This is a genomic window from Rahnella sp. PAMC25617, from assembly GCF_050606005.1.
GTDB classification, from domain to species: Bacteria; Pseudomonadota; Gammaproteobacteria; order Enterobacterales; family Enterobacteriaceae; genus Rahnella; species Rahnella variigena.
The window spans coordinates 569658-595737 of record NZ_JBOCUM010000006.1 but is presented as its reverse complement, the minus strand read 5'-3'; the positions used below and the strand labels follow the sequence as shown (position 1 = coordinate 595737).

General features: G+C 52.3%; 30 protein-coding genes, 3 tRNA genes and 1 other RNA gene. 22 read left to right on the top strand and 12 right to left on the bottom strand.

Features of this window, described 5'->3' with window-relative positions; translation table 11 throughout:
- Positions 1-7: 7 nt before the first annotated feature.
- The 16 genes from cydB (at position 8) to pnuC (ending at position 10189) form a co-directional block, all read left to right on the top strand.
- The gene (gene cydB, locus ACM615_RS08855) at positions 8-1147 is read left to right on the top strand and encodes a cytochrome d ubiquinol oxidase subunit II (protein WP_037037106.1); all 1140 of its coding nucleotides are present in this window, start codon (positions 8-10) and stop codon (positions 1145-1147) included.
- A gap of 10 nt (positions 1148-1157) precedes the next feature.
- Positions 1158-1271 (top strand): cytochrome bd-I oxidase subunit CydX, encoded by a 114-nt coding sequence (gene cydX, locus ACM615_RS08850; RefSeq protein ID WP_013576433.1) that lies wholly within the window; start codon positions 1158-1160, stop codon positions 1269-1271.
- 2 nt (positions 1272-1273) lie between these two features.
- A complete protein-coding gene (gene ybgE, locus ACM615_RS08845) occupies positions 1274-1567 on the top strand; it encodes a cyd operon protein YbgE (protein WP_112289185.1) in 294 nt (97 codons plus the stop codon).
- A gap of 149 nt (positions 1568-1716) precedes the next feature.
- Entirely contained in the window at positions 1717-2121 is a 405-nt protein-coding gene (gene ybgC, locus ACM615_RS08840; RefSeq protein ID WP_015698108.1) for a tol-pal system-associated acyl-CoA thioesterase, read from the top strand.
- A complete protein-coding gene (tolQ, locus tag ACM615_RS08835) occupies positions 2118-2807 on the top strand; it encodes a Tol-Pal system protein TolQ (RefSeq protein WP_056771666.1) in 690 nt (229 codons plus the stop codon). The genes ybgC and tolQ overlap by 4 nt, the downstream gene beginning before the upstream one ends.
- Before the next feature lie 11 nt (positions 2808-2818).
- The gene (gene tolR / locus ACM615_RS08830) at positions 2819-3250 is read left to right on the top strand and encodes a colicin uptake protein TolR (protein ID WP_013576429.1); all 432 of its coding nucleotides are present in this window, start codon (positions 2819-2821) and stop codon (positions 3248-3250) included.
- A gap of 113 nt (positions 3251-3363) precedes the next feature.
- Complete coding sequence (tolA, locus tag ACM615_RS08825; RefSeq protein WP_120160393.1) at positions 3364-4596, top strand: cell envelope integrity protein TolA; 1233 nt, start codon at positions 3364-3366, stop codon at positions 4594-4596.
- A 130-nt stretch (positions 4597-4726) separates the two neighbouring features.
- Complete coding sequence (tolB, locus tag ACM615_RS08820) at positions 4727-6019, top strand: Tol-Pal system beta propeller repeat protein TolB (protein WP_112289187.1); 1293 nt, start codon at positions 4727-4729, stop codon at positions 6017-6019.
- 47 nt (positions 6020-6066) lie between these two features.
- Positions 6067-6579, top strand: a complete 513-nt coding sequence (gene pal, locus ACM615_RS08815) for a peptidoglycan-associated lipoprotein Pal (RefSeq protein ID WP_013576426.1) — start codon at positions 6067-6069, stop codon at positions 6577-6579.
- Positions 6580-6588: 9 nt separating this feature from the next.
- Entirely contained in the window at positions 6589-7380 is a 792-nt protein-coding gene (gene cpoB / locus ACM615_RS08810; protein ID WP_159282378.1) for a cell division protein CpoB, read from the top strand.
- A gap of 197 nt (positions 7381-7577) precedes the next feature.
- Positions 7578-7653 (top strand) — tRNA-Lys (locus tag ACM615_RS08805).
- 73 nt (positions 7654-7726) lie between these two features.
- A tRNA-Lys gene (locus ACM615_RS08800) sits at positions 7727-7802 on the top strand.
- A 14-nt stretch (positions 7803-7816) separates the two neighbouring features.
- A non-coding RNA gene (locus ACM615_RS08795) (RtT sRNA) lies at positions 7817-7936 on the top strand.
- A 69-nt stretch (positions 7937-8005) separates the two neighbouring features.
- Positions 8006-8081: transfer RNA gene (locus tag ACM615_RS08790), tRNA-Lys, on the top strand.
- Positions 8082-8361: 280 nt separating this feature from the next.
- Positions 8362-9426, top strand: a complete 1065-nt coding sequence (gene nadA, locus ACM615_RS08785; protein ID WP_129638388.1) for a quinolinate synthase NadA — start codon at positions 8362-8364, stop codon at positions 9424-9426.
- A 40-nt stretch (positions 9427-9466) separates the two neighbouring features.
- Positions 9467-10189 carry a nicotinamide riboside transporter PnuC gene (pnuC, locus tag ACM615_RS08780; RefSeq protein ID WP_113877930.1) on the top strand — a complete coding sequence of 241 codons (723 nt, stop codon included), beginning with the start codon at positions 9467-9469 and terminating at the stop codon, positions 10187-10189.
- Between the two features lie 61 nt (positions 10190-10250).
- On the opposite strand, the gene zitB is transcribed toward pnuC, so the two are convergent.
- Together zitB and ACM615_RS08770 are read right to left on the bottom strand one after the other, a co-directional pair.
- Entirely contained in the window at positions 10251-11204 is a 954-nt protein-coding gene (zitB, locus tag ACM615_RS08775) for a CDF family zinc transporter ZitB (protein WP_113877924.1), read from the bottom strand.
- Positions 11205-11331: 127 nt separating this feature from the next.
- Positions 11332-11661, bottom strand: a complete 330-nt coding sequence (locus tag ACM615_RS08770) for a protein YbgS (RefSeq protein WP_112291877.1) — start codon at positions 11659-11661, stop codon at positions 11332-11334.
- A 201-nt stretch (positions 11662-11862) separates the two neighbouring features.
- On the opposite strand from ACM615_RS08770, the gene aroG reads away from it, so the two are divergent.
- On the top strand, positions 11863-12915 hold the full coding sequence (gene aroG, locus ACM615_RS08765) for a 3-deoxy-7-phosphoheptulonate synthase AroG (protein WP_431011779.1): 1053 nt from the start codon (positions 11863-11865) through the stop codon (positions 12913-12915).
- A gap of 64 nt (positions 12916-12979) precedes the next feature.
- Here aroG and ACM615_RS08760 read toward each other — a convergent pair whose 3' ends face one another.
- The 9 genes from ACM615_RS08760 to modE form a co-directional block, all read right to left on the bottom strand.
- Entirely contained in the window at positions 12980-13453 is a 474-nt protein-coding gene (locus ACM615_RS08760) for a GNAT family N-acetyltransferase (RefSeq protein ID WP_129638389.1), read from the bottom strand.
- 85 nt (positions 13454-13538) lie between these two features.
- A complete protein-coding gene (gpmA, locus tag ACM615_RS08755; RefSeq protein ID WP_112291869.1) occupies positions 13539-14291 on the bottom strand; it encodes a 2,3-diphosphoglycerate-dependent phosphoglycerate mutase in 753 nt (250 codons plus the stop codon).
- A gap of 204 nt (positions 14292-14495) precedes the next feature.
- On the bottom strand, positions 14496-14831 hold the full coding sequence (locus tag ACM615_RS08750; RefSeq protein ID WP_112291867.1) for a PsiF family protein: 336 nt from the start codon (positions 14829-14831) through the stop codon (positions 14496-14498).
- A 180-nt stretch (positions 14832-15011) separates the two neighbouring features.
- Entirely contained in the window at positions 15012-16058 is a 1047-nt protein-coding gene (galM, locus tag ACM615_RS08745) for a galactose-1-epimerase (RefSeq protein ID WP_132965183.1), read from the bottom strand.
- Complete coding sequence (galK, locus tag ACM615_RS08740) at positions 16052-17200, bottom strand: galactokinase (RefSeq protein ID WP_129638391.1); 1149 nt, start codon at positions 17198-17200, stop codon at positions 16052-16054. Before galK ends, galM begins: the two co-directional genes overlap by 7 nt.
- Positions 17197-18249 (bottom strand): galactose-1-phosphate uridylyltransferase, encoded by a 1053-nt coding sequence (gene galT / locus ACM615_RS08735; RefSeq protein ID WP_113877920.1) that lies wholly within the window; start codon positions 18247-18249, stop codon positions 17197-17199. Before galT ends, galK begins: the two co-directional genes overlap by 4 nt.
- An 18-nt stretch (positions 18250-18267) precedes the next feature.
- Entirely contained in the window at positions 18268-19284 is a 1017-nt protein-coding gene (galE, locus tag ACM615_RS08730; RefSeq protein ID WP_431011778.1) for a UDP-glucose 4-epimerase GalE, read from the bottom strand.
- A 350-nt stretch (positions 19285-19634) separates the two neighbouring features.
- Positions 19635-21104, bottom strand: a complete 1470-nt coding sequence (modF, locus tag ACM615_RS08725; RefSeq protein ID WP_431011777.1) for a molybdate ABC transporter ATP-binding protein ModF — start codon at positions 21102-21104, stop codon at positions 19635-19637.
- Between the two features lie 123 nt (positions 21105-21227).
- Positions 21228-22010, bottom strand: a complete 783-nt coding sequence (gene modE, locus ACM615_RS08720) for a molybdenum-dependent transcriptional regulator (protein ID WP_159282374.1) — start codon at positions 22008-22010, stop codon at positions 21228-21230.
- Between the two features lie 188 nt (positions 22011-22198).
- On the opposite strand from modE, the gene ACM615_RS08715 reads away from it, so the two are divergent.
- The 4 genes from ACM615_RS08715 to modC all read left to right on the top strand — a co-directional run bounded on the left by ACM615_RS08715 (position 22199) and on the right by modC (position 25305).
- Positions 22199-22354 carry an AcrZ family multidrug efflux pump-associated protein gene (locus ACM615_RS08715; protein ID WP_015698087.1) on the top strand — a complete coding sequence of 52 codons (156 nt, stop codon included), beginning with the start codon at positions 22199-22201 and terminating at the stop codon, positions 22352-22354.
- A 244-nt stretch (positions 22355-22598) separates the two neighbouring features.
- On the top strand, positions 22599-23372 hold the full coding sequence (gene modA / locus ACM615_RS08710; RefSeq protein ID WP_431011776.1) for a molybdate ABC transporter substrate-binding protein: 774 nt from the start codon (positions 22599-22601) through the stop codon (positions 23370-23372).
- Between the two features lie 180 nt (positions 23373-23552).
- Positions 23553-24242, top strand: a complete 690-nt coding sequence (modB, locus tag ACM615_RS08705) for a molybdate ABC transporter permease subunit (RefSeq protein WP_112291853.1) — start codon at positions 23553-23555, stop codon at positions 24240-24242.
- Between the two features lies 1 nt (position 24243).
- Positions 24244-25305 carry a molybdenum ABC transporter ATP-binding protein ModC gene (gene modC / locus ACM615_RS08700; RefSeq protein WP_113877914.1) on the top strand — a complete coding sequence of 354 codons (1062 nt, stop codon included), beginning with the start codon at positions 24244-24246 and terminating at the stop codon, positions 25303-25305.
- A gap of 12 nt (positions 25306-25317) precedes the next feature.
- On the opposite strand, the gene ACM615_RS08695 is transcribed toward modC, so the two are convergent.
- Positions 25318-25581 carry a helix-turn-helix domain-containing protein gene (locus ACM615_RS08695; RefSeq protein ID WP_112291849.1) on the bottom strand — a complete coding sequence of 88 codons (264 nt, stop codon included), beginning with the start codon at positions 25579-25581 and terminating at the stop codon, positions 25318-25320.
- Between the two features lie 144 nt (positions 25582-25725).
- On the opposite strand from ACM615_RS08695, the gene ACM615_RS08690 reads away from it, so the two are divergent.
- Positions 25726-26022 carry a helix-turn-helix domain-containing protein gene (locus ACM615_RS08690; protein ID WP_132965224.1) on the top strand — a complete coding sequence of 99 codons (297 nt, stop codon included), beginning with the start codon at positions 25726-25728 and terminating at the stop codon, positions 26020-26022.
- Positions 26023-26080: the final 58 nt, after the last annotated feature.

Here is a 26080-nt window from a genome sequence, read left to right as displayed (position 1 = left end):
TCCACTTATGTTTGATTATGAAGTTTTACGGTTCATCTGGTGGGTGCTGATTGGCGTGCTGTTTATCGGCTTCGCAGTCACCGATGGATTTGATATGGGCGTGGGCATTCTGGTGCGCATTATCGGTAAAACCGATACTGACCGCCGCGTGATGATCAACGCCATCGCCCCGCACTGGGACGGTAACCAGGTCTGGCTGATCACCGCCGGTGGTGCATTGTTTGCAGCATGGCCGATGGTTTACGCCGCGGCATTCTCCGGCTTCTACGCCGCGATGGTGCTGGTGCTGTGCGCCTTGTTCTTCCGTCCGCTGGGCTTTGACTATCGTTCAAAACTCGAGAGCCCGCGCTGGCGTGGCATGTGGGACTGGGGCATCTTTATCGGCAGTTTCGTCCCTGCACTGGTGTTCGGTGTGGCGTTCGGTAACCTGCTGCTGGGTGTTCCGTTCCATATCGACAGCGACCTGCGTCTGTTCTACACCGGTAACCTGTTTGGCCTGCTGAACCCGTACGGTATTCTGGCCGGTCTGGTCAGCCTGACCATGCTTATCACGCAAGGTGCCACCTATCTGCAAATGCGTACTGTGGGTGAACTGCACCTGCGTACCCGCACCGCGTCGCAGATTTCTGCACTGGTGATGATGGTGTGCTTCCTGCTGGCAGGTATCTGGTTAGTGAAAGGGATTGATGGCTTCACCGTGACGTCTGTTATGGATCACGCCGGCCCGTCTAACCCGCTGCGTAAAACGGTGTCTCATGAAGCCGGTGCATGGCTGGCTAACTTCAACAAGACTCCGGGCCTGTGGGCGATCCCTGCACTGGGTGTGATTCTGCCGCTGCTGACCATTTTGTTCTCACGCATGAACAAAGCTGCGCTGGCATTCATCAGTAACTCACTGACTATCGCCTGTGTGATCCTGACTGCGGGTATCACTATGTTCCCGTTCGTGATGCCGTCAATCACTGAGCCGAACGCCAGCCTGACCATGTGGGATGCGACATCCACCTTGCTGACGCTCAGAGTGATGACCGTTGTTGCCTGTATCTTTGTACCAATCATCCTGATTTACACCTCATGGGCGTATTACAAGATGTTCGGTCGCCTCGATAAACACTACATCGAGAACAACAAGCATTCGTTGTATTAAGGAGAACACCATGTGGTATTTTGCCTGGATCCTCGGCACCTTACTGGCTTGCTCATTCGGTATTATTACCGCGCTGGCGTTTGAACACAGCGAAGCCAATAAAGCGGCTAAAGAAGAGAAGTAATAATGAGTGTGATCGTGGATAAACTCTACGCCATCACAGACAAGGGCCCCTTGCGGGCCCTTTCGCTTGTGATGTCACTGGTGCTTGCCGGATGCGTATTCTGGAAACCGGGCCTGTTTGCCTCGTCAACCAGCCAGCTGGAAGTCTGGCACGGCATCATTCTGATATGGGCAGTCTGTGCCGGTGTGATCCACGGCCTTGGCTTTCGTCCGCATAAATCGGTATGGAAGGCATTCTTCTCTCCGATACTTGCCATGATTGCGCTGGCCGCAGGACTTTTTTACTTTTTCAGCTGATTCTTTGCTGAAATAAAAGACAAATTTACAGTAATCGTCCTATGGGCCGCTCTGGCCCATAATTATTTTCGTTCCAGCAATGCAACCCATTCCCAACCCCAACTCACTTGAGTATAGTAGTGCCGTCAAATTGCATTACGGGATGTAGAGTGAGTAATTCGTTGTTCCGATGGCCGGTTCGTGTCTACTTTGAAGACACAGACGCGGGAGGTGTGGTCTACCATGCCCGATACGTCGCCTTTTATGAAAGGGCTCGCACAGAGATGTTGCGCCAACGCAATTTTCACCAGCAACAACTGCTGGGAGAACATGTCGCTTTTGCTGTCCGCCGCATGACGGTCGAATACTTTGCACCAGCTCGCCTAGATGACCTGCTGGATGTTCAGAGTGAGATTACGTCCATTCGCGGAGCTTCTCTTACTTTTGCACAACGAATTCTTGATTCGCATGGAAACCTTCTGAGTTCTGCAGAAGTGTTGATTGCGTGCATTGATCCACACCAAATGAAGCCACGTGCGCTTCCTAAGTCTATTGTCGCGGAGTTTAAGCAGTGACTGACATGAACATGCTTGATTTATTTTTAAAGGCCAGCATCCTGGTTAAGCTGATTATGCTTATCCTGGTGTGCTTCTCTGTCGCGTCCTGGGCGATCATCATTCAACGCACGAAAGTGCTGAATGCCGCCACCCGTGAGGCAGAAGCATTTGAAGATAAATTCTGGTCCGGTATTGAGCTTTCCCGTTTGTATCAGGAAAGCCAGGGCCGTCGCGAAACCCTGAGCGGGGCAGAGCAAATCTTCCATTCCGGTTTTAAAGAGTTTGCGCGTCTTCATCGTGCCAACAGCCATGCGCCTGAGTCGGTGATCGAAGGCTCTTCACGTGCGATGCGTATTTCCTTTAACCGTGAACTCGAATCTCTTGAAATGCACATTCCTTTCCTTGGTACCGTCGGTTCCATCAGCCCGTATATCGGCCTGTTCGGTACGGTCTGGGGGATCATGCACGCCTTTATCGGCTTAGGTTCTGTAAAACAAGCTACCCTGCAAATGGTTGCGCCGGGTATCGCAGAAGCACTGATCGCCACCGCGATTGGTTTGTTTGCTGCTATCCCTGCGGTGATGGCGTATAACCGCCTGAACCAGCGTGTGAACAAGCTTGAGCAAAACTACGATAACTTCATGGAAGAATTTACGGCCATCCTGCACCGTCAGGCTTTCTCTCGCGAAACCAGCAGTAACTAAAGGGGGAGCGTATGGCTCGTTCACGAGGTCGTCGTAACCGTCGCGAAGGTAAGTCGGAGATCAACATTGTTCCGCTGTTGGACGTACTGCTGGTTCTGTTACTGATTTTTATGGCAACAGCTCCCATCATTACCCAGAGCGTGGAAGTGGATCTGCCAGACGCGACGGATTCCAAAACGGTATCCAGCGATGATAACCCGCCAGTGATTGTGGAAGTCTCCGGCGTGGGTCAGTACACCATAGTGGTGGATCATCAGCGTATGGAACAATTGCCTGAACAGCAGGTTATCGCGGAAGCGACCAGCCGAATCCAGGCCAATCCGAAGACGGTATTTCTGATCGGCGGCGCAAAAGATGTACCTTATGATGAAATCATTAAGGCGCTGAATATGCTGCATCAGGCTGGCGTGAAGTCTGTCGGATTGATGACACAACCTATCTGAGGATAGGTAATTTGTAACACTTATTTGAAACCCGGCATTCTCTGGCTTGTTAAAAGTATGACAGGCAATACAGGAAACCGGGTTTTTAGTAATCCTGTCTTGGGAAATCTATTTTGGTAAAGGCAACTGCAACTGAACAAAACGATAAGCTCAAACGCGCCGTTATTGTTTCGGTCGTTCTGCATATCATCATTATAGGCCTGCTGATTTTGGGATCGCTGGACGAAGATACCAGCATGAGTGGTGGCGGTGGCGGCAGCGATATCTCTGCCGTAATGGTTGATCCCAGTGCCGTGGTCGATCAGTACAACCGTCAGCAACAGCAACAGGCTGATTCCCAACGCGCTGCTGCAGCGCGTCAGAAAAAATCAGAGCAACAGGCTGAAGAGCTTCAGCAGAAACAGGCCGCCGAACAACAGCGCCTGAAAGAACTTGAAAAAGAGCGTCTGCAAGCGCAGCAGGATGCGAAGCAGCAGGCTCAGGAACAGGCTCAGCAGCAAAAACAAGCTGAGCAAGCCGCTGAACAGGCGAAAGAACAACAGAAGCAGGCTGAAGCTGCCGCTGCACAAGCGAAAGCCGAAGCAGCAAAAGCGGCGGCACAGGCCAAAGCGGATGCCGCGAAAGAAGCGGCTAAAGCACAAGCAGACGCACAGAAAAAAGCTGCTGCTGATGCTCAGAAAAAAGCAGAGGCTGAAGCAACCGCCGCTGCTGCCGCTGCGAAGAAACAAGCAGAAGCTGACGCGAAGAAAGAAGCGGCTGCAGAAGCGAAGAAACAAGCTGCTGCAGAAGCCAAAGCGCAGGCCGCTGCAGATGCAAAAGCCCAGGCTGAAGCGGATGCGAAAGCGGCTGCTGATGCCAAAGCCGCTGCTGCTGCTGAGAAAAAAGCAGAAGCTGCAGCTGCAGCGAAGAAAGCCGCAGCCGATAAAAAAGCTGCCGCTGCCGCCGCTGCGAAAGAAGCAGCTGATGCGAATAACTTATTTGATGGTCTTGCTGACTCCAAAAATGCACCGAAAGGCGCAACAGGTGGCGGCGCTTCTGCTCCGGCAGGGAAGGGGACTCAGAAAAAGGCAGGCGCATCAGGTGCCGATATTGCTAACTATGGCAGCCAGATTAAGGCAGCTATCGAGAGCAGATTCTATGACGCGTCATCGTATGCGGGTAAAACTTGTTCGTTGCGCGTTAAAATGAACCCGGATGGCTCGCTTATCAGCGTGTCGGCGGAAGGTGGGGATCCTGCACTTTGTCAGGCAGCGCTTGCCGCAGCCCGACAGGCGAAGTTCCCGAAACCACCTTCTGAAGCAGTCTATGAAGTCTTTAAAAATGCTCCGATAGATTTTAAACCGTAGAAAGACGAAAATAATTTCTTTTCAGAATTTTACGATAGATTGCAGGGTGTAATTCTAGTTTTGTATGCGTTGGTTTGTTAAAATTCTGCTAAATTATCGCGGGCAGATACGTCCAGATAAGGGAGATACAATGAAGCAGGCATTTCGAGTAGCGTTCGGCCTTTTGATGATGTGGGCATCTGTGGTTCATGCAGAAGTTCGCATTGAAATTACCCAAGGGGTAGATACAGCTCGCCCGATTGGCGTTGTGCCATTCAAATGGGCTGGCCCGGGTACACCACCTGAAGATGTGGGTGGTATCGTTGCAGCTGACTTACGTAACAGCGGCAAGTTCAATCCTATTGATGCATCACGTATGCCACAACAGCCGACCTCTGCCGCAGAAGTAACTCCTGCTGCATGGACTGCGCTGGGCATTGATGCGGTTGTTATCGGTCAGGTTCAGCCTGCAGCCGATGGCAGCTACGTGGTGTCTTACCAGCTGGTTGATACCTCTGGTGCACCAGGTACCGTGCTGGCACAAAACCAGTACAAAGTGACCAAACAGTGGTTACGTTATTCCGCCCATACCGCCAGTGATGAAGTTTTCGAAAAGCTGACCGGTGTGAAAGGCGCATTCCGTACCCGTATCGCTTATATCGTGCAGACCAACGGCGGTAAATTCCCGTATGAACTGCGCGTAGCGGATTATGACGGTTACAACCAGTTCGTGGTTCACCGTTCACCAGAGCCACTGATGTCTCCGGCCTGGTCGCCGGATGGCAGCAAACTGGCGTACGTCACGTTTGAAAGCGGTCGTTCAGCACTGGTTGTGCAGACTCTGGCTAATGGCGCTATCAAACAGATTGCTTCATTCCCGCGTCACAACGGTGCACCGGCGTTCTCACCTGATGGCAGCAAACTGGCTTTCGCTCTGTCTAAAGACGGCAGCCTGAACCTGTATGTAATGAATCTGTCTTCTGGTCAGATTAGCCAGGTGACAAACGGACGCAGCAACAACACTGAACCAACCTGGTTCCCGGACAGCCAGAATCTGGCGTTCACATCGGATCAGGGTGGTCGTCCGCAAGTTTATAAAGTCAATATTAATGGCGGTGCGCCTCAGCGTCTGACCTGGGAAGGCTCGCAGAACCAGGACTCTGACGTAAGTGCAGATGGTAAGTTCCTGGTGATGGTGAGCAGCGCCAGCGGTACACAGCACATCGCTAAACAAGATCTGGCAACGGGAGCCGTTCAAACATTGACGGACACGTTCCTGGATGAAACGCCTAGCCTCGCACCAAACGGCACCATGGTAATTTACAGCTCTTCACAGGGCCTGGGTTCCGTATTGCAGTTGGTATCGACTGATGGGCGCTTCAAAGCGCGTCTTCCGGCAACTGATGGACAGGTCAAATTCCCTGCCTGGTCGCCGTATCTGTAATGCATAGAAAACTATGTATGGCAAAAAATTATAAAAGGATCGAATAGATGCAACTGAATAAAGTGCTGAAAGGGCTGATGCTGGCGTTGCCTGTACTGGCTGTAGCTGCTTGTAGTTCTCACAAGAACGCAGACAACGACCAATCTAATGGTATGGGTCTGAACTCTGGCGCAGGCACTGAAAACGCAAACATGTCTTCAGAAGAGCAAGCTCGTCTGCAGATGCAAGAACTGCAGAAAAACAACATCGTTTACTTTGGCCTGGACAAATACGATGTGTCTTCTGAATTCGCTCAGATGTTAGACGCGCACGCAGCATTCCTGCGTAGCAACCCGTCTTACAAAGTGACTGTAGAAGGTCATGCTGACGAACGTGGTACGCCAGAGTACAACATCGCCCTGGGCGAACGTCGTGCTACTGCTGTTAAAATGTACCTGCAAGGCAAAGGCGTTTCTGCTGACCAAATCTCTATCGTTTCTTACGGTAAAGAAAAACCAGCTGTACTGGGCCATGACGAAGCGGCATACGCTAAAAACCGTCGTGCAGTACTGGTATACTAAGAGAATAGTATGAGCAGTAACTTCAGAACTCACTTGTTGAGTCTGTCGTTACTGGTTGGCGTAGCGGTCCCATGGGCCGCTACTGCCCAAGCGCCAATCAGTAATGTCGGCTCAGGCTCGATTGAAGATCGGGTCACCTCTCTGGAGCGTATTTCTAACGCTCACAGCCAGCTATTAACTCAACTCCAGCAACAACTTTCTGATACCCAACGTGATATGGATACTCTTCGTGGTCAAATCCAGGAGAACCAGTATCAGTTGAGTCAGCTTGGTGATCGCCAGAAGCAAATTTTTAATCAACTGGACAGCTTAAGCCAGGGCAATGCCGGAGCCGCCAGTACGGGCGCTGCAGCAGCCACAGGTGACGCAGCCGGTTCTGCTGCCGCAACGCCGGACGCGGGTGCTGTACAAGCGCCTGCAAGCACCGGTGACGTGAACAGCGATTACAATGCTGCGGTTTCACTGGCGCTGGAAAAGAAACAGTATGATGAGGCAATTGCTGCCTTTCAGAGTTTCGTCAAAAAATATCCTGATTCAACTTATCAGCCTAACGCCAACTACTGGTTAGGACAGTTGTATTACAACAAGGGTAAAAAAGACGACGCTGCGTATTATTTTGCAGTTGTGGTCAAAAATTACCCTAAGTCTCCAAAAAGTTCTGACGCGATGTTTAAGGTTGGGGTGATCATGCAGGAGAAAGGTCAGGCTGATAAAGCCAAAGCCGTCTTCACGCAGGTTGTAAAACAGTACCCAAATACCGATGCGGCAAAACAAGCTCAAAAACGTTTATCTGCAAAGTAGTTCCTCATTCAGGTCTGGAAAATGTACATATCGTGCATTTTCTGGGCTTTAGTGTGTGAAACGCCATCAGTTAGCACTCTTTCTGAAAATTAAAGTTGCACTGAAAAGTTAAATAAGTAATATATGCCGCCGTTGCCCAGACAACTCCAAACGGCTAACGCTGTCAGAGATTTAGGCAATATGCAGTAGGTTTAGAAGGGCCGTTAGCTCAGTTGGTAGAGCAGTTGACTTTTAATCAATTGGTCGCTGGTTCGAATCCAGCACGGCCCACCAAATCTAAATCATTTATTGCATGTGGCTTGCACACCAACTGCAAGACACGCAGGCAGACAGAAGTATTCAGGAAGGGCCGTTAGCTCAGTTGGTAGAGCAGTTGACTTTTAATCAATTGGTCGCTGGTTCGAATCCAGCACGGCCCACCACTTTTAAAGTGGAAAATGTAGTGAAGCAGTGCAGGATGAGAAGCAATGGTTCGAGCCGAGCGAAGCGAGACGACAACGCGCAAGCGTTGCCCGCAGGGCGAGGTGAAACCGAGTCAATCCAGCACGGCCCACCACTCTTTTAGAGTGAACGCCCTGAATAGTTTTAGACGCCGACAGTAAAAAGTAGTACCCAGCATTTAGATGGGCCGTTAGCTCAGTTGGTAGAGCAGTTGACTTTTAATCAATTGGTCGCTGGTTCGAATCCAGCACGGCCCACCATCTAAAGCACACTTTCAGAGAAAAGCGCCTTTTGGCGCTTTTTTCGCATCTGACGCCTGAAACTTCCTCCCATCGCGATATCCATTTCTCCGGCAATTTTGTCAATCCTCGTCTCTTTTAAGTGCAGTAAACATTTTTAGCTTTATGGCTAATATATGGACGACTTTCCCTGTATTTTGCGGTATTTTGTTTAGCATACAAAACCAACGGGTTTCCGGATGGGATCTGTTGCGGCTTCTGGCGTTTCAGGCGTGCTGCCTGACTGAATGAGATGACGAGTATGAGCGAAACATTGGACCTGAATGCGACGGTTTATCCTTTTCCTCCTAAACCCGCAGTTCTGAGTGCAGATGAAAAGACTTTCTACAAAGAGAAGATCAGAAAATTGCTCAGGGAACGTGATGCCGTGATGGTGGCGCATTACTACACTGATCCTGAAATTCAGGCGCTTGCAGAAGAAACCGGGGGCATTGTCGCAGACTCTCTGGAAATGGCGCGCTTTGGCAGTCAGCATCCGGCTTCCACGTTGCTGGTGGCCGGCGTACGCTTCATGGGTGAAACGGCCAAAATTCTCAGCCCTGAAAAAACAGTGCTCATGCCGACGCTCAATGCGGAATGCTCGCTGGATCTGGGTTGCCCGGAACAGGCTTTCTCAGATTTCTGCGACCAGCACCCCGATCGCACCGTTGTGGTCTACGCTAATACCTCTGCGGCGGTGAAAGCCCGTGCCGACTGGGTAGTTACGTCGAGCATTGCGGTAGAACTGATTGAACATCTTGATAGTCTGGGCGAAAAAATAATCTGGGCACCGGATCGTCACCTCGGCAATTATGTTCGCAAGCAGACGGGCGCTGATGTGCTGTGCTGGCAGGGCGCCTGTATCGTCCATGACGAGTTTAAAACCCAGGCCCTGACCCGAATGAAAGGCTTGTATCCAAACGCCGCTGTTCTGGTGCATCCTGAGTCTCCGCAGGCGATTGTGGATATGGCAGATGCGGTCGGTTCTACCAGTCAGCTCATTCAGGCTGCAAAAACCTTGCCTCAGAAACAGCTGATCGTCGCTACTGACCGCGGGATTTTCTACAAAATGCAGCAAGCGTGCCCGGATAAAGAATTATTCGAAGCGCCAACGGCAGGCGAGGGCGCAAGTTGCCGCACCTGCGCGCATTGCCCGTGGATGGCGATGAACGGCCTGAAAGCCATTGCTGAAGGTCTGGAGCACGGCGGAGCAGAACATGCGATAGAAGTGGATGAGGCGCTGCGTGTGAAGTCATTGATTCCGCTGAACCGTATGCTGGATTTTGCCGCGCAACTCAAATTACGCACACAGGCCAAAGCCCTGTAAGCAAACGCGATGTGACTGACGAAAAAGGAAGGACGTGATGATGGATTTTTTCAGTACCAGCAATATTCTGGTTCATATTCCTCTCGGCAAAGGCGGATATGATCTGTCTTGGATTGAAGCGGTTGGCACTATTTTTGGTTTGCTTTGTATCTGGTACGCCAGCAAAGAAAAATTGATCAATTACGCGTTCGGTCTGATCAACGTCACCTTGTTTGCGATCATCTTCTTCCAGATCCAGCTCTACGCCAGTTTACTGCTGCAAATCTTCTTCTTTGCCGCCAATATTTATGGCTGGTACGCCTGGAGCCGTCAGACAGCGGATCAGGAAGCCGAATTGCAGATCCGCTGGTTGCCACGTGGGAAAGCGCTGATATGGGGCGTGGTGTGCGTCGCAGGCATTTTGCTGATGACGTTTAACATTGACCGCGTATTTGCTGCGCTCACTCTGGTGGCGGTCAATCTGATGCAGGCGCTGGGGATGAATGTGCAGATGCCAGAATTGCAGCCGGATGCTTTCCCGTTCTGGGATTCATCAATGATGGTGCTGTCGATTGTGGCGATGCTGCTGATGACGCGCAAATATGTCGAGAACTGGTTGCTGTGGGTGGTGATCGACGTGATAAGTGTGGCGATTTTTGCTTATCAGGGCGTCTATGCGATGGCGCTCGAATACGTGTTGCTGACGCTGATTGCACTCAATGGTTCGTGGCTGTGGATCAAGAGCGCGAAGCAAAATGGCTCGCAGCCACTGCAAACCGTCTGAATCTGCTTAAACAAAAACGCCTCCATACCGGAGGCGTTTTGCTTTCTGTTATTGGTGAACATCAGTGATGATGGTGTGCGTGGGAGTGACCATGATGATCGTGCCCTGCGCTGGCAGCCGGGATTTCATTAATCTCGCAATCCGGTGTTTCACAGCGACCGTATTCCATCTGAATCGTCGCGTGGCCGATACGGCATTTCTCCAGCAAATGATGCTGAATGCGGTCTAACAGCGCATCGTGATCGTGCGGTGGCACCACCTGCACATGCAGCGTCATCAGCCGCTGTTCACCAATCTGCCAGACGTGAACGTGATGGACATTGCGAACTTCAGGGATGCTGAGCGACAAATCACGGCGCAGTTTATCGATATCAATTTCCTCAGGCGTACCTTCCAGCAACTCATGAAAACTTTCGCGCAGTAGCCGCCAGGCGTTGTTCAGCACCAGACACGACACAAGCACCGACAGAATCGGGTCGATGGGCGTCCAGCCGGTATACATGATGATCAGTGCTGCAGCGACCGCACCAATCGATCCCAGTAAATCACCCAGCACATGCAGAGCCGCAGCGCGCACGTTGATGTTGGCTTTTTCCTGACCCTGATGCAGTAACCAGAACGCCAGAATATTGGCAAACAGCCCGGCGATAGCGATGACCAGCATCGTGGTACCCATCACCGGCTGTGGATTGAAGAAGCGGGCAATGGCTTCCCAGACGATCAGCACCACAATCACTAACAGCGCGGCGGCGTTAACGAAAGCCGCCATTGTCGTCAGGCGCAGATAACCAAAGGTATGACGGGAATTGGGCTTACGTTTTGCAAAACGCACGGCCATCAGCGCCACGAGCAACGCGGCAGCATCTGTCAGCATGTGACCGGCATCTGCCAGCAACGCCAGAGAGCCAGAAATCAGCCCGCCGATAACTTCCGCAACCATAAAAACAACGGTTACAAGGAAAGCCAGTAACAGGCGACGGCTATTTTTATCCTGCGGTAACAGGGAAGAAGACATAGTTATATTCACAAAGATGATGAACAGAGACGATCACAATAGCGTAATCAGATGACGTTGCAAGAAGGGGAAGTATCGGAATAAGGAGGAACCGAAGTTCCTCCTGAGCGAGAGACTACCGGCGTATTTATTTACCAGTTTCTTTTGATTGCGTGGTTCCAGGTGCCTGGTCAGGACAACGACCATCTTTGCACATCGCTTTCTTATGCTGTTTGTCCTTGCTCATATGCTGCTTGGTGGTATCCGTTTTGGTATTCACTTCATCTGCTGGCTTGTTCGTGTTGTTAATCTGGTCATTATCAACACTTTTAGGTGCCATATTCTGAATTGAGCCAGGTGAACCGGACTGATTGGCCTGACCGTTGTTATCACCAGCCGAGGTTTCACCGGCGGCAAAGGCCGCGCCCGTTGTCAGAGCCATAGTGGCAGTCAGTAACATGATTGCGAGCTTTTTCATAATGTCATCTCCATTGTTTCAGAAAGGTCCGTGGTCGTGTTTCATGTGTCTGCTTAAAGCCTAGCTAAATAAATTATGTCCTAAATCAAAATGAGACTAATCGTAAGTGTAAAAGCAGGTTTACACTGCTCCCCATTACGGCTAGATTGAACGCGGTCAGCGTTTCGCTTTGTCTCTTATGAACACCCGAATGGAACTGTTATGAATTATCAAAACGACGATTTACGCATCAAAGAAATCAAAGAACTTTTACCTCCGGTTGCCCTGCTCGAAAAATTTCCCGCCACTGACAAAGCGGCAAAAACAGTTTCTCAGGCTCGTAATGCTATTCATAAGATCCTGAAAGGAAACGATGATCGTCTGCTGGTTGTTATCGGGCCTTGCTCAATCAATGATCCTAAAGCTGCCAAAGAATATGCGGCACGCCTGCTGAAAATGCGTGAAGAATTGCAGGGTGAGCTGGAAGTGGTAATGCGCGTTTATTTCGAAAAACCGCGTACTACGGTGGGCTGGAAAGGGCTGATCAACGATCCGCACATGAACAACAGCTACCAGATTAACGATGGGTTGCGCATTGCCCGCAAATTGTTACTTGATATTACTGACACCGGTTTGCCTGCCGCAGGCGAGTTCCTGGACATGATCACGCCACAATATCTGGCGGATTTAATGAGCTGGGGCGCAATCGGTGCGCGTACCACAGAATCTCAGGTTCACCGCGAGCTTTCCTCCGGTTTATCCTGCCCGGTCGGTTTCAAAAATGGTACCGACGGCACCATCAAAGTGGCTATCGACGCCATTAACGCCGCAGGCGCGCCGCATTGCTTCCTGTCTGTCACCAAATGGGGTCACTCCGCCATCGTGAATACCAGCGGTAACAACGACTGCCATATCATTCTGCGCGGCGGCAAAAAGCCAAACTACAGCGCTCAGGACGTGCTCGAAGTGAAAGACGGCCTGAAAAAAGGCGGTCTGCCAGCACGTATCATGATCGACTTCAGCCATGCGAACAGCAGTAAGCAATTCAAAAAGCAGATGGAAGTTTGCGAAGACGTTTGCGGGCAGATTGCTGGCGGTGAACAGGCAGTTATGGGCGTGATGGTTGAGAGCCATCTGGTGGAAGGTAACCAGAGCCTCGACAGCGGCGAGCCGCTGGTTTACGGCCAGAGCGTGACCGATGCTTGCATCGGCTGGGAAGACACAGAAGTGCTGCTGCGTAATCTCGCGAACGCCGTTAAAGCGCGTCGCGGATAATTCTTTAACGCCAGCACATCTTTCTGAGCCCCGCTTTTGCGGGGCTTTTTATTAGCTGAATACGTCAAAGTGCGCAGCGCATCTCCATGCAACGCAAATCGGCATTCGCCATTTCTGACCGGTACAGACCCTCTTTTACCAGGCTGAATCCGTTCCTCTTATAAAACTCAAAAGCATTGGGCGTGGATGACAGGATGATCTCTTTAAACCCCCGCGATTTTGCTTCAGCTTTTAGTGTATTGAGAATTTGCGTAGCGAGTCCTTTTCCTTCGAATTCCGGCAAGGTGAATATCGCCTCAACGCTGCCATTTTTCAGGTCGAGATAACCCGTTGCCGCAGGTGTACCCAGACCGTGCGCTTCAGCCACATAAAAAGGATTCTCAGCAATGGCTTTACGGTAACCGGGCGGCATCTGATCCGGCGTCCAGGCCATCACAATGTCGGTGCCATAGGTATTTTTACATCCGTGGCGGATAGCCTGATTTCTGATTTCCCAGAGTATTTCTGCTTCATCGGGGCAGGCGAGTCTGACGGGCATCGGTTTCTCCTCAGGTTCAGATACAAAAAAGGCACGCTTGCGCGTGCCTGTTCCAATCGCTCTGCTTAACACAGAAAACGCGAAATTACTTCGCTTTACCCTGGTTTGCCACGGCCGCTGCTTTCGCTGCGATTTCGTCGGCATTACCCAGATAGTAACGTTTGATTGGTTTGTAGTTTTCGTCGAATTCGTAAACTAATGGAACACCGGTAGGGATGTTCAGTTCCAGAATTTCGTCTTCGCTCAGGTCATCGAGATATTTGACCAGTGCACGCAGGGAGTTACCGTGCGCAGCGATGATCACGCGCTCGCCGCTGGCGATACGTGGTTTGATCACGTCAGTCCAGTAAGGGATAACACGTTCGATGGTCAGTGCCAGGCTTTCAGTCGTTGGCAGTTCAGCCGCAGTCAGTTTTGCATAGCGCGGGTCATGGCCAGGGAAACGCTCATCAGCGCGATCCAGTTCTGGCGGAGTTACCGCGAAGCCACGACGCCATTGTTTAACTTGCTCGTCACCGTATTTCTGAGCGGTTTCTGCTTTATCCAGACCCTGCAACGCGCCGTAATGACGTTCGTTCAGTTTCCAGGATTTCTCAACCGGCAGCCATGGCTGGTTCAGTTCGTCCAAAACGCTCCACAGAGTATGGATGGCACGTTTCAGCACAGAGGTATAAGCGAAGTCGAATTGGAAGCCTTCGTCTTTGAGCAACTGACCAGCAGCTTTTGCTTCAGTGCGACCCTTATCGGACAGTTCAACATCATGCCAACCGGTAAAACGGTTTTCTTTGTTCCACTCACTTTCACCGTGTCTTACCAGCACCAGCTTGGTTACAGCCATAGCTAAACTCCTCAGTTAACTGAATTTTCAATGATAACGGTTATCATTATAGGGGCTTGGCCTCCCGTACAGCAATCTGAAACTTCCTCAGGAAGCCTTTGCGGGACACCGTTTGTATTAAACATAACGAATTTGCTGCGGCGATGTAAAACAAAACGCGCGAACGGTTTCCCGGACAGCGCGTTTTTTGCAAAAGGACAGCAGTTAGCTGGCTTTTTTCAGGCAGGTACTCATGAAGGTTTTACGTGCATCGCCTTTAAGCTCTTTTTTCGCTGCGTCAGCGTTACAGGTTTTCATTTTTTCCTGCTGAGGCGTCATGCCTGCCGTCGCCGGTTTGGTTTCCGCCTTGAGGCACTGACTCATGAATTTTTTACGGTCATCACCTTTCAGGGACTGGGTAGTGGCCTGCTGATTACAGTCGGTCATCTTTTGGCGTTGCTCAGTCTGAGCAGGAGAAGGCACTTTAACAGGGTCAGCCGCCAGAGCGGAGCCAGCCGCGCAAAGCGTTGCCAGCAGGGATAACACAACAGGTAAACGCATATCGAACTCCTTATTAAACGTCCTTTTATGCAGGACACTCTCTAAGAGTAGATGCGGGAAATGCCTTTAGCTGAAAAAGTGCTGATACAGATGCGCCATGAGTCACAAATTTGCAGAAGTCGGAATAAATGAAGACAGGGCCGGGCGACCCTGTCTGACAGACGTTAAAGATGATGGACGTTATAGCGCGAAGAACTGATACGTGGTGGCAGATTTATATGCCTGTCCCGGTTTGATCCAGCAGCTTGGCTGTGGCCAGGTTGCGTGGTTCGGGCTGTCTGGCAGGAATTCACTTTCCAGCGCCACACCGCTATAGCTGGCATATTCGCCGCCGCTGCGATTCGGTGTTCCGCCGAGGAAATTGCCGCTATAAAGCTGAACCGCTGGCGCCGAGGTAAACATGGTCATTTTCACTTTGCCATCCGCAGACCACAAATGTGCTGCCGGATTTGTAGCGGCATTGCATGAGCGGTTGAGCAGATACGCGTGGTCATAACCTTTCACCCGTTGCTGATCGCGATCCTTGAGGAAATCTTTCGCCAGCGTTTTTGCGGCGTTGAAATCCATGCCGGTATGTTCAACTGGCGTCGGATCGGCGCAAGGAATGCCGTCGCTGTCCACTGGCAGGAAGCGGTCAGCAAACAGTTGCAGCTTATGCTGGCGCGCGTCAGTGCCTTCGCCGTCGAGATTGAAATAGGCGTGATTGGTCAGATTGACCGGGCACAGCTTATCGACAGTCGCTTCATAACGAATTTCCAGACGGTTATCGTCAGTCAGCTGATAATGCACTTTGGCGGTCATATTGCCCGGGTAACCCTGATCGCCATCGGCTGAGAACAATTCGAACGTCAGTTTTTGCGCGGTTTTCCCGAGGATCTTCCAGCGACGCGCATGGAAGCCTTCCGGCCCGCCGTGCAGCTGATGAACGCCCTGATTGGCGACGACCAGATGCGGTTTGCCGTCAACTTCAAACTGCGAACGTGCGATACGGTTGGCGTAACGCCCCACGGTGGCACCCAGATACGCGCTCTGATTCATGTACTCCGGCGGCGACTCGCAGCCGAGCAACAGCTCACGAGAGGTGCCGTCGGCCAGCGGCAGCGTGAAAGATAACCAGGTCGCGCCCCAGTCCATAAACGTGGCGGTGGCACCCGCCGCATTCTGTAGCGTTACCTGTTCAAACGGCTGGCCGTCGGGCGCCAGCTGTGTGTTTTCAGGTTTTAACATATGCCTGCTCCCTGTGATGCGGTGCAAACGTAGAAGGTTTCTTTCAGGCCGCTGTGGGCGTGATATTGCTGTTCAACGGCATGACGGACTTTTTCCACCATGTCTTCCGGAACCAGCGCTACGATACAGCCGCCGAAACCGCCACCGGTCATACGCACGCCGCCTTTATCGCCAATCACGTCTTTGACGATTTCTACCAGCTTGTCGATCTGCGGAACGGTGATTTCAAAATCATCGCGCATGGAAGCGTGAGATTCCGCCATCAGCTCGCCCATACGTTTCAGGTCGCCGCTGGCCAGTGCATCCGCTGCCGCCAGTGTGCGGTCGTTCTCAGTGATCACGTGACGCGCACGGCGGGCAACCACCGGATCCAGTTCATCCTGAATGGAGAAGAACAGGGCAGGATCCACGTCACGCAGCGCTTTTACACCGAAGAACCGGGCGGCGACTTCGCACTGTTCGCGACGGGCATTATATTCGCTGTCGACCAGACCGCGTTTCACGTTGGAGTTGATGATCACCACCGCCGCGTTTGTCGGCATAGACACCGCACGGGTTTCCAGTGAACGGCAGTCGATCAGCAGGGAATGATTTTCCTTGCCGAGTGCGGAAATCAGCTGATCCATAATGCCGCAGTTACAGCCGACAAACTGATTCTCCGCTTCCTGACCGTTCAGTGCCAGCGCCACGCCATCCAGCGGCAAATCGTACAATGATTTCAGCGCCTGACCGACGGCCACTTCCAGAGATGCCGATGAACTCAGGCCCGCGCCCTGCGGCACATTGCCGCTGATCACCATGTCAGCGCCGGAGAAATCTTTGTTACGCAGCATCAGATGTTTCACCACGCCACGCACATAGTTGGCCCACGGGTGCGCGTCGGTGTGCAGAATCGGTTCGTCGAGAGAAAAGCTGTCTTCGTCATTGTCGTAATCGGCGGCGATCACACGGATGGTGCGGTCGTTACGCTGCGCGCAGGCGATCACCGTTTCGTAGTCGATCGCGCACGGCAATACGAAGCCGTCGTTATAGTCGGTATGTTCGCCAATCAGGTTTACGCGGCCCGGTGCCTTGATAGTGATGGTCGCAGGGTAGCCAAATTTATCGGCAAAGATTTCCAGGGTCTTGGTTTTCAGTTTCATTGTTTTTCTCCGGCCTCACGATAATGAACATCACTCACCGCCCGCAGACGTTCTGCGGCTTGTTCCGCTGTCAGGTCGCGTTGGGTTTCAGCCAGCATTTCGTAGCCGACCATGAATTTGCGCACTGTCGCTGAACGCAGCAACGGTGGATAGAAATGCGCATGCAACTGCCAGTGTTCGTTGTCGCCTTCGGTAAACGGCGCGCCGTGCCAGCCCATTGAATACGGGAAAGAGCACTGGAACAGATTATCGTAGCGGCTGGTCAGCTTTTTCAGCGCCAGCGCCAGATCACTGCGCTGTTCATCAGAAAGCTCGGTGATGCGCTTCACATGCACTTTCGGCAGTAATATCGTTTCGAACGGCCACGCCGCCCAGTAAGGTACTACCGCCAGCCAGTGTTCGGTTTCGACTACCGTACGGCTGCCGTCTGCCAGCTCGCGCTGCACGTAATCCACCAGCATCGGCGAGCCCTGTTTTTCCAGATAGGCACGTTGCAGGCGGTCTTCACGCTCGGCTTCGTTAGGCAGGAAGCTGTTGGCCCAAATCTGGCCGTGCGGATGCGGATTCGAACAGCCCATTGCGGCGCCTTTATTCTCAAAAACCTGCACCCACGGATAAGTTTTTGCCAAATCTGCGCTCTGTTCCTGCCAGGTTCTGACGATTTCCGTCAGTGCTTCAACTGACAACTGGGGCAAAGTTTTGCTGTGATCCGGCGAGAAGCAAATCACACGGCTGGTGCCGCGTGCGCTCTGAACGCGCATCAGCGGATCGTCGCTTTCCGGCGCAAACGGTGTGTCCGGCATCAGCGCGGCATAATCGTTGGTGAACACGTAGGTGCCGGTGTATTTCGGATTCACATCACCGGTCACACGGGTATTTCCCGGACACAGGAAACAGTCTGGATCGTGTGCTGGCAGCACTTCCTGCGAAACCGCTTCCTGCTGGCCCTGCCACGGGCGCTTGGCGCGGTGCGGACTGACTAAAACCCACTGATCGGTCAGCGGATTGTAGCGGCGATGCGGATGGTCAATCGGGTTAAACGTTGTCATAACTTTCCTTAGTGCTCCTTAATCCGGGTAGCCCTGCGGGTTTTTCGACTGCCACAGCCAGGTGTCGTTGGCCATGTCTTCCAGCGTGCGGGTGACTTTCCAGTGCAGCTCTTTCTCGGCTTTCGTCGGATCCGCCCAGTACGCCGGTAAGTCGCCATCGCGACGTGGTGCAAATTTGTAATTCACCGGCTTGCCGCAGGCTTTGCTGAAGGCATTAACCACGTCCAGCACGCTGTGACCAAAGCCCGCGCCCAGGTTGTAGATATGTACGCCCGCTTTGTTGTGCAGGGTTTTCATCGCCGCGATATGGCCGTCAGCCAGATCCACCACGTGAATATAGTCACGCACGCCGGTACCGTCTGGGGTCGGATAGTCGTTGCCGAAAATGGCCACCGATTCGCGACGACCTACCGCGACCTGCGCGATAAATGGCATCAGGTTATTCGGTACGCCTTGCGGATCTTCGCCCATCAGGCCAGACGGATGCGCGCCGACCGGATTGAAATAACGCAGCAGCGTCATGCTCCATTCCGGTTCCGCACGTTGCACATCTTCCAGAATTTGCTCGACCATCAGTTTGCTGCGGCCATACGGGCTGGAGGGATTGCCGGTCGGGAAGTCTTCGACATAAGGCGTTTTTGGCTGGTCGCCGTACACGGTTGCCGAAGAGCTGAAAATCATGTTTTTGACGCCTGCAGCACGCATCGCTTCGAGCAACACCAGCGTTCCGGTGACGTTGTTGTCGTAATACGCCAGCGGTTTTGCCACGGATTCACCCACGGCTTTCCAGCCCGCGAAATGAATGACGGAATGAATATGATGTTCACTGAAAATTTTATCGAGGAGTGGGCGGTCGCGGATATCCCCTTCATAGAACAGCGGCGTTTTGCCGGTCAGCGTATTAATGCGTTCAAGCACGCTGACTTTACTGTTGTGAAGGTTATCCAGAATGATTGGCGTATAACCTGCGTCAATCAGTTGCACGCATGTGTGACTGCCAATGTAACCGCTACCACCTGTGACTAAAACGTACATAAGAGCTCCCCGATGATTATCTTGCTGCAACGATATCACGCTGCAAGGCTGAAAAAGGTGATCCATCCCCAATAAAATGGAATCGCTTACACAAACAGTTTAGCACCTTTCAGGATGAGCAAACAGGTACAGTGCGCCGTACAGAAAGCCCGCGACATCCGGCATTAAGTCAGAATTGATGGTAAGTGTAATCGCTTACACTGATTTGTTTGCGTTATATGAATCGGCTTTTATTGTGATTTTTCGGACAACATCCGGGGAATGGTGCTCATTTTATCCAGCAGCCAGTGGGGCACTGGCGCTGGCGGGCGTAGTGACCGCGCTGATGGCCCCCGGAAAAGGGAAGAAAGTTACAATGCGTCAATCTGATAATGATAAATATCGCCGTCAGGGATAAAACTCAGGCGATGCGTAATGCATTGCGGGGCGTCTTCGGCGTGATGCGAAACAAATAGCAGCTGTGTTTCCCCTTCGCCAATCAAAATATCGACAAACCGGCGCACCAGCTGACGGTTGATCGGATCCAGACCCTGCAACGGTTCATCAAGAATTAACAGGGCAGGATGTTTAACCAGTGCGCGGGCGATCAGCGCCAGCCGCTGTTGTCCCCAGGATAAACTGTGGAATGGCGTCTCACCGGCATTGCCCCCCAGACCTAGCAGTTCCAGCCATTGCGACGTCAGGAGCCGCTGGCGGTCAGAGACTGCCTGATAAATACCGATAGAGTCGAAGAAGCCGGAAGTAATCACATTGCGCACGCTGGTGCTGACGCGGTAATCCAGATGCAGGCTGCTGCTGACGTAACCGATGTGGCGTTTGATATCCCAGATGGTTTCACCGCTGCCACGCCGACGGCCAAACAGCGTCAGATCGTTGCTGTAGCCCTGCGCGTGGTCGCCGGTAATCAGACTCAGCAGCGTGGATTTTCCGGCGCCGTTCTGGCCGGTGATCTGCCAGTGCTGACCGTGATCGACCTGCCAGCTGAGGTTATGCAAAATCGGTTTGTCGTTGTACTGCACCACGCCGTCACGCAGCACGATCAGCGGACTGCCAGCCGGCGGGCTGATGCGGGCGGTTGGATCTTCAGCTTCCGGCACGGCCATGCCATTCAGGCTTTCGCTGTGGGCCAGTTGTGCGACCAGCGCGTCGGCCATCACCTGTTCACGCGGGCCCACCGACGCCAGCGTACAGTCAGCCAGCACGCCGACATTTTTCACAAACGCAGGAATATCGTCGAAGCGGTTAAGTACCAGCACCATTGTCTGGCCTTCGGCGGAAAGTTTTTCAAGCAGTTCTGCCAGCTGGGCGCGGGCATTAACATCAAGGCCGTCAAAGGGCTCATCCAGCACCAGCAAATCGGGTTGTTGCATCAGCACCTGACACAGCAACGTTTTGCGGGTTTCACCGGTCGATAAATATTTAAAGCGGCGGTCGAGCAATTTCTCAATACCAAACTGCGCGGCAAGTGCGGCGCAACGGGCCGGATCGCGCACGTCATCCTGAATGATTTCAGCGGTTGTGCGACCGGTATCGTCTTCACCTTCACTGAGTAAATCGGTGTTGTTACGCTGCCACTCATCCGCGACCAGTTTCTGTAACTGTTCAAAAGAGAGGCGGACAATGTGTGCAAAACTGTTTTCGCGGGTGCCTTTCAGCAGGGTTAAATCGCCCGCCAGCGCACGGGCGAGAGCGGATTTACCGCTGCCGTTCGAGCCGACAAATGCCCAGCTGTCGGCCTGGCGGATAGTCAGATCGGAAAGTGTGAGGGTTCGGGTGTCACTGAGGCGGAAAACGCCTTGCGAAATATGCAACGACGACATTTTTTATCTCTCATTTTGAAATGATTATAAAATAAGGGATAAGCGCTGCACCTTCGCAAGTCAATTGACAATTCTGCAAAATGAAAACGCTGATTTTGCAAGATACTGATTAAATACCCGTTTTTAGCAAAGGGTGGCGATGATGACTTTGTCATCGTCAAACTGAGCAAATACCGTCTGACCGGTTTTCAGCGCCAGTTTATCCATCTCAGTATTTGGCACCGTGGCGCACAATGTCTCGCTGCTGAGTAATTTCACCAGCACTTCGCTGTTTTTCTCGCCGCGCTGAATACTGATAACTTCGCCCCGCAGCGCGTTGTGGCTGTTTTCAGCGTTAAATCCGAGGGTTATCCACGGGGCTTTAATCAGCACCAGCACTTCTTTACCCGGTGTCAGCGCCAGACGGTCGGCACTTTGCTCGGTAATGGCGGCGCGAATTTGCGTTTTTCCGTCCGCCAGCAGGATATCAATATGCTGCTGGACGGTCTGATGGGTGCGCTCCACGACGGTGCCGAAGAACTGATTACGTGCGCTGGTTTGCAGTGAAAAACGGGAAATTGCCGCCAGCAGGCTGTCCAGCGGCAGGGAATCTTCTTTAAGCACGTCAAAGGCTTTTTGCTGGATTTGCGCCAGCAGCTCATAAAGTTGGATCAGGCGCTCGCCGTAAGGCGTCAGCACGGCGCCACCACCGCCTTTGCCGCCGGTACTGCGGTCAACCAGCGACTCATCCGCAAGCTGATTCATCTCGTTGATGGCATCCCAGGCGCTTTTATAACTGATCCCCGCGAGCTTCGCGCCCTGGCTGATTGAACCGGTGTGACGCACCTGTCGCAGTAATTCGATACGACGTGGATCGGCGAACAAGCGTTGCTGGAGCTTGAGAGTTAAGAGAATTTCGGCTTGCATTGCAGCTTCCTTAAATGAATCATGCTTTATTGTCGCCGCTAAACCCGCAGGCAGGCAAGTTGGCTAAATGCTAAAGTATTTACAGTCCCGTGCTGTTATTATCTGCCACAGTTTGATTTACGTTTTTGACTTCATGCAAGAAGTCCTACACCGTCTGCGGGCGGTTCAGCCAGCTAAGTGAGGCTATCATGTTAGAACTATTAGAAAGTTTGATTTTCGCTGCCATCATGGTGCCAGTCTTCATCGCTGTGATCCTGGGCCTGATCTGGGGACTGGGCGAAGTATTTAACCTCATCTCCCACGTGGGTCACTCTAAAGAGTCCCGCGAGAAACCTCATTACTGAAAGATGAGTGTTTTCTGAGAACGCATTTTCCAGAAGCCCGGCCATTGTGCCGGGCTTTCTATTTTTGGGAACAGACTCATTTTGAAAACAGGCTCATTTTGGAAACAGACTCGATTTTCCGCCTGAGATCAAAAAACTACCGCTTCTTCAGCAGAGTGCGGAAAAACCGGATGACATCGTGTTTTTTCTCGTTATATTCATCTCTACATAACGTATCCATATCTATAACAGCAGAGGAAATCCGATGAAACACACCTGGGGCAGATTACTTACCGCGACCGTGCTGGTGGCAAGCGTCAGCATGCACGCGCAGGCCGCCGAAAAAATCACTGTTTTCGCCGCGGCGTCCCTGACCAACGCATTACAAGATATCGCCACCCAATATCAAAAAGAAAAAGGTGTGCAGGTGGTCTCTTCTTTCGCATCGTCTTCTACGCTGGCTCGCCAGATTGAGCAGGGCGCACCTGCGGATATGTTCATTTCTGCCGATCAGCAGTGGATGGACTACGCGATCAGCAAACAACAAATGGTCGATAACACCCGTTACACCTTGCTGGGCAATGAACTGGTGCTGATATCTGCGGCCAACAGCAAAATTGATAAAGTCGACATCTCTGATAAAACCGAGTGGACCAAACTGATTGGCGACAGCCGTCTGGCGGTCGGGGATCCGGACCACGTTCCGGCCGGTATCTATGCCAAAGAAGCGCTGCAAAAACTGGGTGCCTGGACCACGCTGGAGCCTAAACTGGCGCGTGCCAGCGACGTTCGTGCCGCAATGGCGCTGGTTGAGCGTGAAGAAGCGCCGGTCGGGATTGTTTACGGTTCTGACGCCGTCGCCAGCAAAAAAGTGAAAGTCGTGGGCATCTTCCCGGCATCCAGCCATAAACCGGTTGAATACCCGATGGCGATTGTGAAAGACCATGACAACGCCACCGTGAAAGGTTTCTATGATTATCTGAAAACGCCTGCTGCGGCTGAAATCTTCAAAAAATACGGTTTCACCCCGCGCGGTTAACGTCATCTGCCCGTGAACAAAATACGTAAGCCATCGCCTCAGGGGGTGGCTTTTTTGTCTCAACGCCACTGCATCAAGGTTTATACTTTGCGGACACAGGCTTCCGCGATTAAAGGCTTTTAAATTTTTGCCGATATTTTATCTTTAGCGGCACATTTACTTCAGGATTAACAAACCGACATGATGTTGAGTGAATATGAGTGGCAGGCGGTACTTCTCAGTCTGAAAGTATCGAGTCTGGCCGTAGTTTGCAGTCTGCCGCTTGGAATTCTGATGGCGTGGATCCTGGTCCGCTGCCGCTTTCCCGGCAAATCCCTGCTCGACAGCATTATTCATCTGCCGCTGGTGTTACCGCCGGTGGTCATCGGCTATTTGTTGCTGGTGGTAATGGGGCGTCGCGGTTTTATCGGCGAGCGTTTATATGAATGGTTTGGTTTCAGCTTCAGCTTCAGCTGGCACGGTGCTGTGCTGGCATCTGCCGTGGTGGCATTCCCGCTGATGGTTCGCGCGATACGTCAGTCACTCGAAGCCGTTGATCCTAAACTGGAACTCGCCGCCCGCACGCTCGGGGCTTCACCGTGGCGGGTCTTTTTTACGATTACATTGCCGCTTTCTGTGCCCGGCGTCATCGTCGGCGTGGTGCTGGCCTTCGCCCGTTCACTGGGTGAATTTGGCGCAACCATTACCTTCGTGTCGAACATTCCCGGCGAGACCCGCACCATTCCGCTGGCGATGTATACCCTCATTGAAACACCGGGCGCAGAAAGTGCCGCCGCGCGCCTTTGCGTGCTGGCCATTCTGTTGTCTCTGGCAGCGTTACTGATTTCTGACTGGCTGGCAAAACGCAGCCGTATCCGGCTGGGAGGCTGAAATGCTCGAACTCGATTTCAGTCAAAAGCTGGGCGATTTAGATTTACAGGTTACGCAAACTTTACCCGCGCAAGGCATCACGGCCATTTTTGGCCTGTCGGGCGCAGGAAAAACGTCGCTGATCAACGCCATCGGCGGACTGACCAAACCTGATAATGGCCGCATCACCTTAAACGGCCGTATCTTGTCAGATGCGCAAAACAACATTTTCCTGCCGCCGGAAAAACGCCGCGTGGGCTATGTTTTCCAGGATGCGCGGCTGTTTCCCCATTATCGCGTGAAAGGCAATCTGCAATACGGCATGGCCGCGTCGATGCGCGGTCAGTTTGACAGCATCGTCCGTTTGCTGGGTATTGAATCCCTGCTGGATCGTTTTCCTCTCACCTTATCCGGGGGCGAAAAGCAGCGTGTGGCGATTGGCCGTGCCTTACTGACTGCGCCGGAAATTCTGCTGATGGACGAACCGCTGGCGGCACTGGATATCCCGCGCAAACGGGAACTGATGCCGTATCTGGAGCGTCTGGCGCAGGAAGTCAGCATCCCGATTTTATACGTAACGCACAGCCTGGATGAGATTTTGCGGCTGGCGGAAAAGGTGCTGGTTCTGGATGCTGGCAACGTGCTGGCGATGGGCGCGCTGGAAGACGTCTGGGCGAGCAATGTCATGCGTCCCTGGCTGCCAAAAGCAGAGCAGAGCAGCGTGCTGAATGTCAGTGTGCTGGAACATCATCCGCGTTATGAAATGACGGCGCTGGCGGTGGGAGATCAGCGGTTGTGGATAAGCAAAGTAGAGGAAGAACCCGGCACACCGCTGCGTATTCGTGTGAACTCCACGGACGTTTCACTGGTGTTGCAACCGACGGCCAACAACAGCAGTATCCGTAATATTCTGCCCGCCAAGGTGCTGGAATGTCTGGATATCGGCAATCAGGTCGAAGTGAAACTGGCGATGGCCGACCATATTATCTGGGCCCGCATTACGCCATGGGCACGAGACGAACTGATGATCCGCGCCGGACAGTGGCTGTATGCGCAGATCAAAAGCGTGTCGGTGAACCGTTAACGTTGGCGTGCGTTATTTGACCGGAGCGCGGAAAACTTCGTAAAGCGCCAGAACCTGTTCGGCAAACGCATCGTCAATGATATAGAAATAACATTCCGGCACGTTCAGTACGCGGGCGAAATGACACATGGTGTCGAAGTTCGGGCTGTACGTGCCGCTTTCATATTGAGAAACCCGCGAGCGTGCGGTGCTTTCATCAATACCCGCTAAAACACCTAATTTTTCCTGCGTAAGTTTTGCTTTTGCTCGTGCTGACTTCAGTCGGTGAGGGATCATAGCCAATAACCATAAAAACTGTATTGACGTTATGTTAAGCATCCCTTAACATCATTGTTGTTTAGAGTTACTGAACGTTGTAACCGAAAAGTGTAGTGCAGATTTCTGAAGGCTGTATCAATCACGAAAGGAAGAACGATGAAAATGGAAAATGACTGGCATCCCGCAGATATTATTGCCGGATTACGCAAGAAAAGAACCACACTGGCCGCCGTATCACGCAAGGCAGGATTGGGGTCTTCAACGCTGGCAAACGCGCTGGCACGTCCCTGGGCAAAAGGTGAAATGCTGATTGCGCAGGCGCTCGGTGTTCCGCCGTCAAGCATCTGGCCAAGCCGTTACTTCGACGAGAACAACTGTCGGATCCTCCGTTCTGTCAGGCCGGCGAAGGTGAAAGCGGTGAACGCGGTAAAAGTACAGAAAGCAGAGCAAGAAGAATAACCCATGTCCGGGTCAGAAGAATAACGCCTTCCCTGTAAGACATGGGAAGGCGTACAAC

Coding starts and splice junctions, on each gene's coding strand:
- cydB (WP_037037106.1), top strand. CDS start 8: ATGTTTGATTATGAAGTTTTACGGTTCATCTGGTGGGTGCTGATTGGC.
- cydX (WP_013576433.1), top strand. CDS start 1,158: ATGTGGTATTTTGCCTGGATCCTCGGCACCTTACTGGCTTGCTCATTC.
- ybgE (WP_112289185.1), top strand. CDS start 1,274: ATGAGTGTGATCGTGGATAAACTCTACGCCATCACAGACAAGGGCCCC.
- tolR (WP_013576429.1), top strand. CDS start 2,819: ATGGCTCGTTCACGAGGTCGTCGTAACCGTCGCGAAGGTAAGTCGGAG.
- tolB (WP_112289187.1), top strand. CDS start 4,727: ATGAAGCAGGCATTTCGAGTAGCGTTCGGCCTTTTGATGATGTGGGCA.
- pal (WP_013576426.1), top strand. CDS start 6,067: ATGCAACTGAATAAAGTGCTGAAAGGGCTGATGCTGGCGTTGCCTGTA.
- cpoB (WP_159282378.1), top strand. CDS start 6,589: ATGAGCAGTAACTTCAGAACTCACTTGTTGAGTCTGTCGTTACTGGTT.
- nadA (WP_129638388.1), top strand. CDS start 8,362: ATGAGCGAAACATTGGACCTGAATGCGACGGTTTATCCTTTTCCTCCT.
- pnuC (WP_113877930.1), top strand. CDS start 9,467: ATGGATTTTTTCAGTACCAGCAATATTCTGGTTCATATTCCTCTCGGC.
- zitB (WP_113877924.1), bottom strand. CDS start 11,204: ATGTCTTCTTCCCTGTTACCGCAGGATAAAAATAGCCGTCGCCTGTTA.
- ACM615_RS08770 (WP_112291877.1), bottom strand. CDS start 11,661: ATGAAAAAGCTCGCAATCATGTTACTGACTGCCACTATGGCTCTGACA.
- aroG (WP_431011779.1), top strand. CDS start 11,863: ATGAATTATCAAAACGACGATTTACGCATCAAAGAAATCAAAGAACTT.
- ACM615_RS08760 (WP_129638389.1), bottom strand. CDS start 13,453: ATGCCCGTCAGACTCGCCTGCCCCGATGAAGCAGAAATACTCTGGGAA.
- gpmA (WP_112291869.1), bottom strand. CDS start 14,291: ATGGCTGTAACCAAGCTGGTGCTGGTAAGACACGGTGAAAGTGAGTGG.
- ACM615_RS08750 (WP_112291867.1), bottom strand. CDS start 14,831: ATGCGTTTACCTGTTGTGTTATCCCTGCTGGCAACGCTTTGCGCGGCT.
- galM (WP_132965183.1), bottom strand. CDS start 16,058: ATGTTAAAACCTGAAAACACACAGCTGGCGCCCGACGGCCAGCCGTTT.
- galK (WP_129638391.1), bottom strand. CDS start 17,200: ATGAAACTGAAAACCAAGACCCTGGAAATCTTTGCCGATAAATTTGGC.
- galT (WP_113877920.1), bottom strand. CDS start 18,249: ATGACAACGTTTAACCCGATTGACCATCCGCATCGCCGCTACAATCCG.
- galE (WP_431011778.1), bottom strand. CDS start 19,284: ATGTACGTTTTAGTCACAGGTGGTAGCGGTTACATTGGCAGTCACACA.
- modF (WP_431011777.1), bottom strand. CDS start 21,104: ATGTCGTCGTTGCATATTTCGCAAGGCGTTTTCCGCCTCAGTGACACC.
- modE (WP_159282374.1), bottom strand. CDS start 22,010: ATGCAAGCCGAAATTCTCTTAACTCTCAAGCTCCAGCAACGCTTGTTC.
- ACM615_RS08715 (WP_015698087.1), top strand. CDS start 22,199: ATGTTAGAACTATTAGAAAGTTTGATTTTCGCTGCCATCATGGTGCCA.
- modA (WP_431011776.1), top strand. CDS start 22,599: ATGAAACACACCTGGGGCAGATTACTTACCGCGACCGTGCTGGTGGCA.
- modB (WP_112291853.1), top strand. CDS start 23,553: ATGATGTTGAGTGAATATGAGTGGCAGGCGGTACTTCTCAGTCTGAAA.
- modC (WP_113877914.1), top strand. CDS start 24,244: ATGCTCGAACTCGATTTCAGTCAAAAGCTGGGCGATTTAGATTTACAG.
- ACM615_RS08695 (WP_112291849.1), bottom strand. CDS start 25,581: ATGATCCCTCACCGACTGAAGTCAGCACGAGCAAAAGCAAAACTTACG.
- ACM615_RS08690 (WP_132965224.1), top strand. CDS start 25,726: ATGGAAAATGACTGGCATCCCGCAGATATTATTGCCGGATTACGCAAG.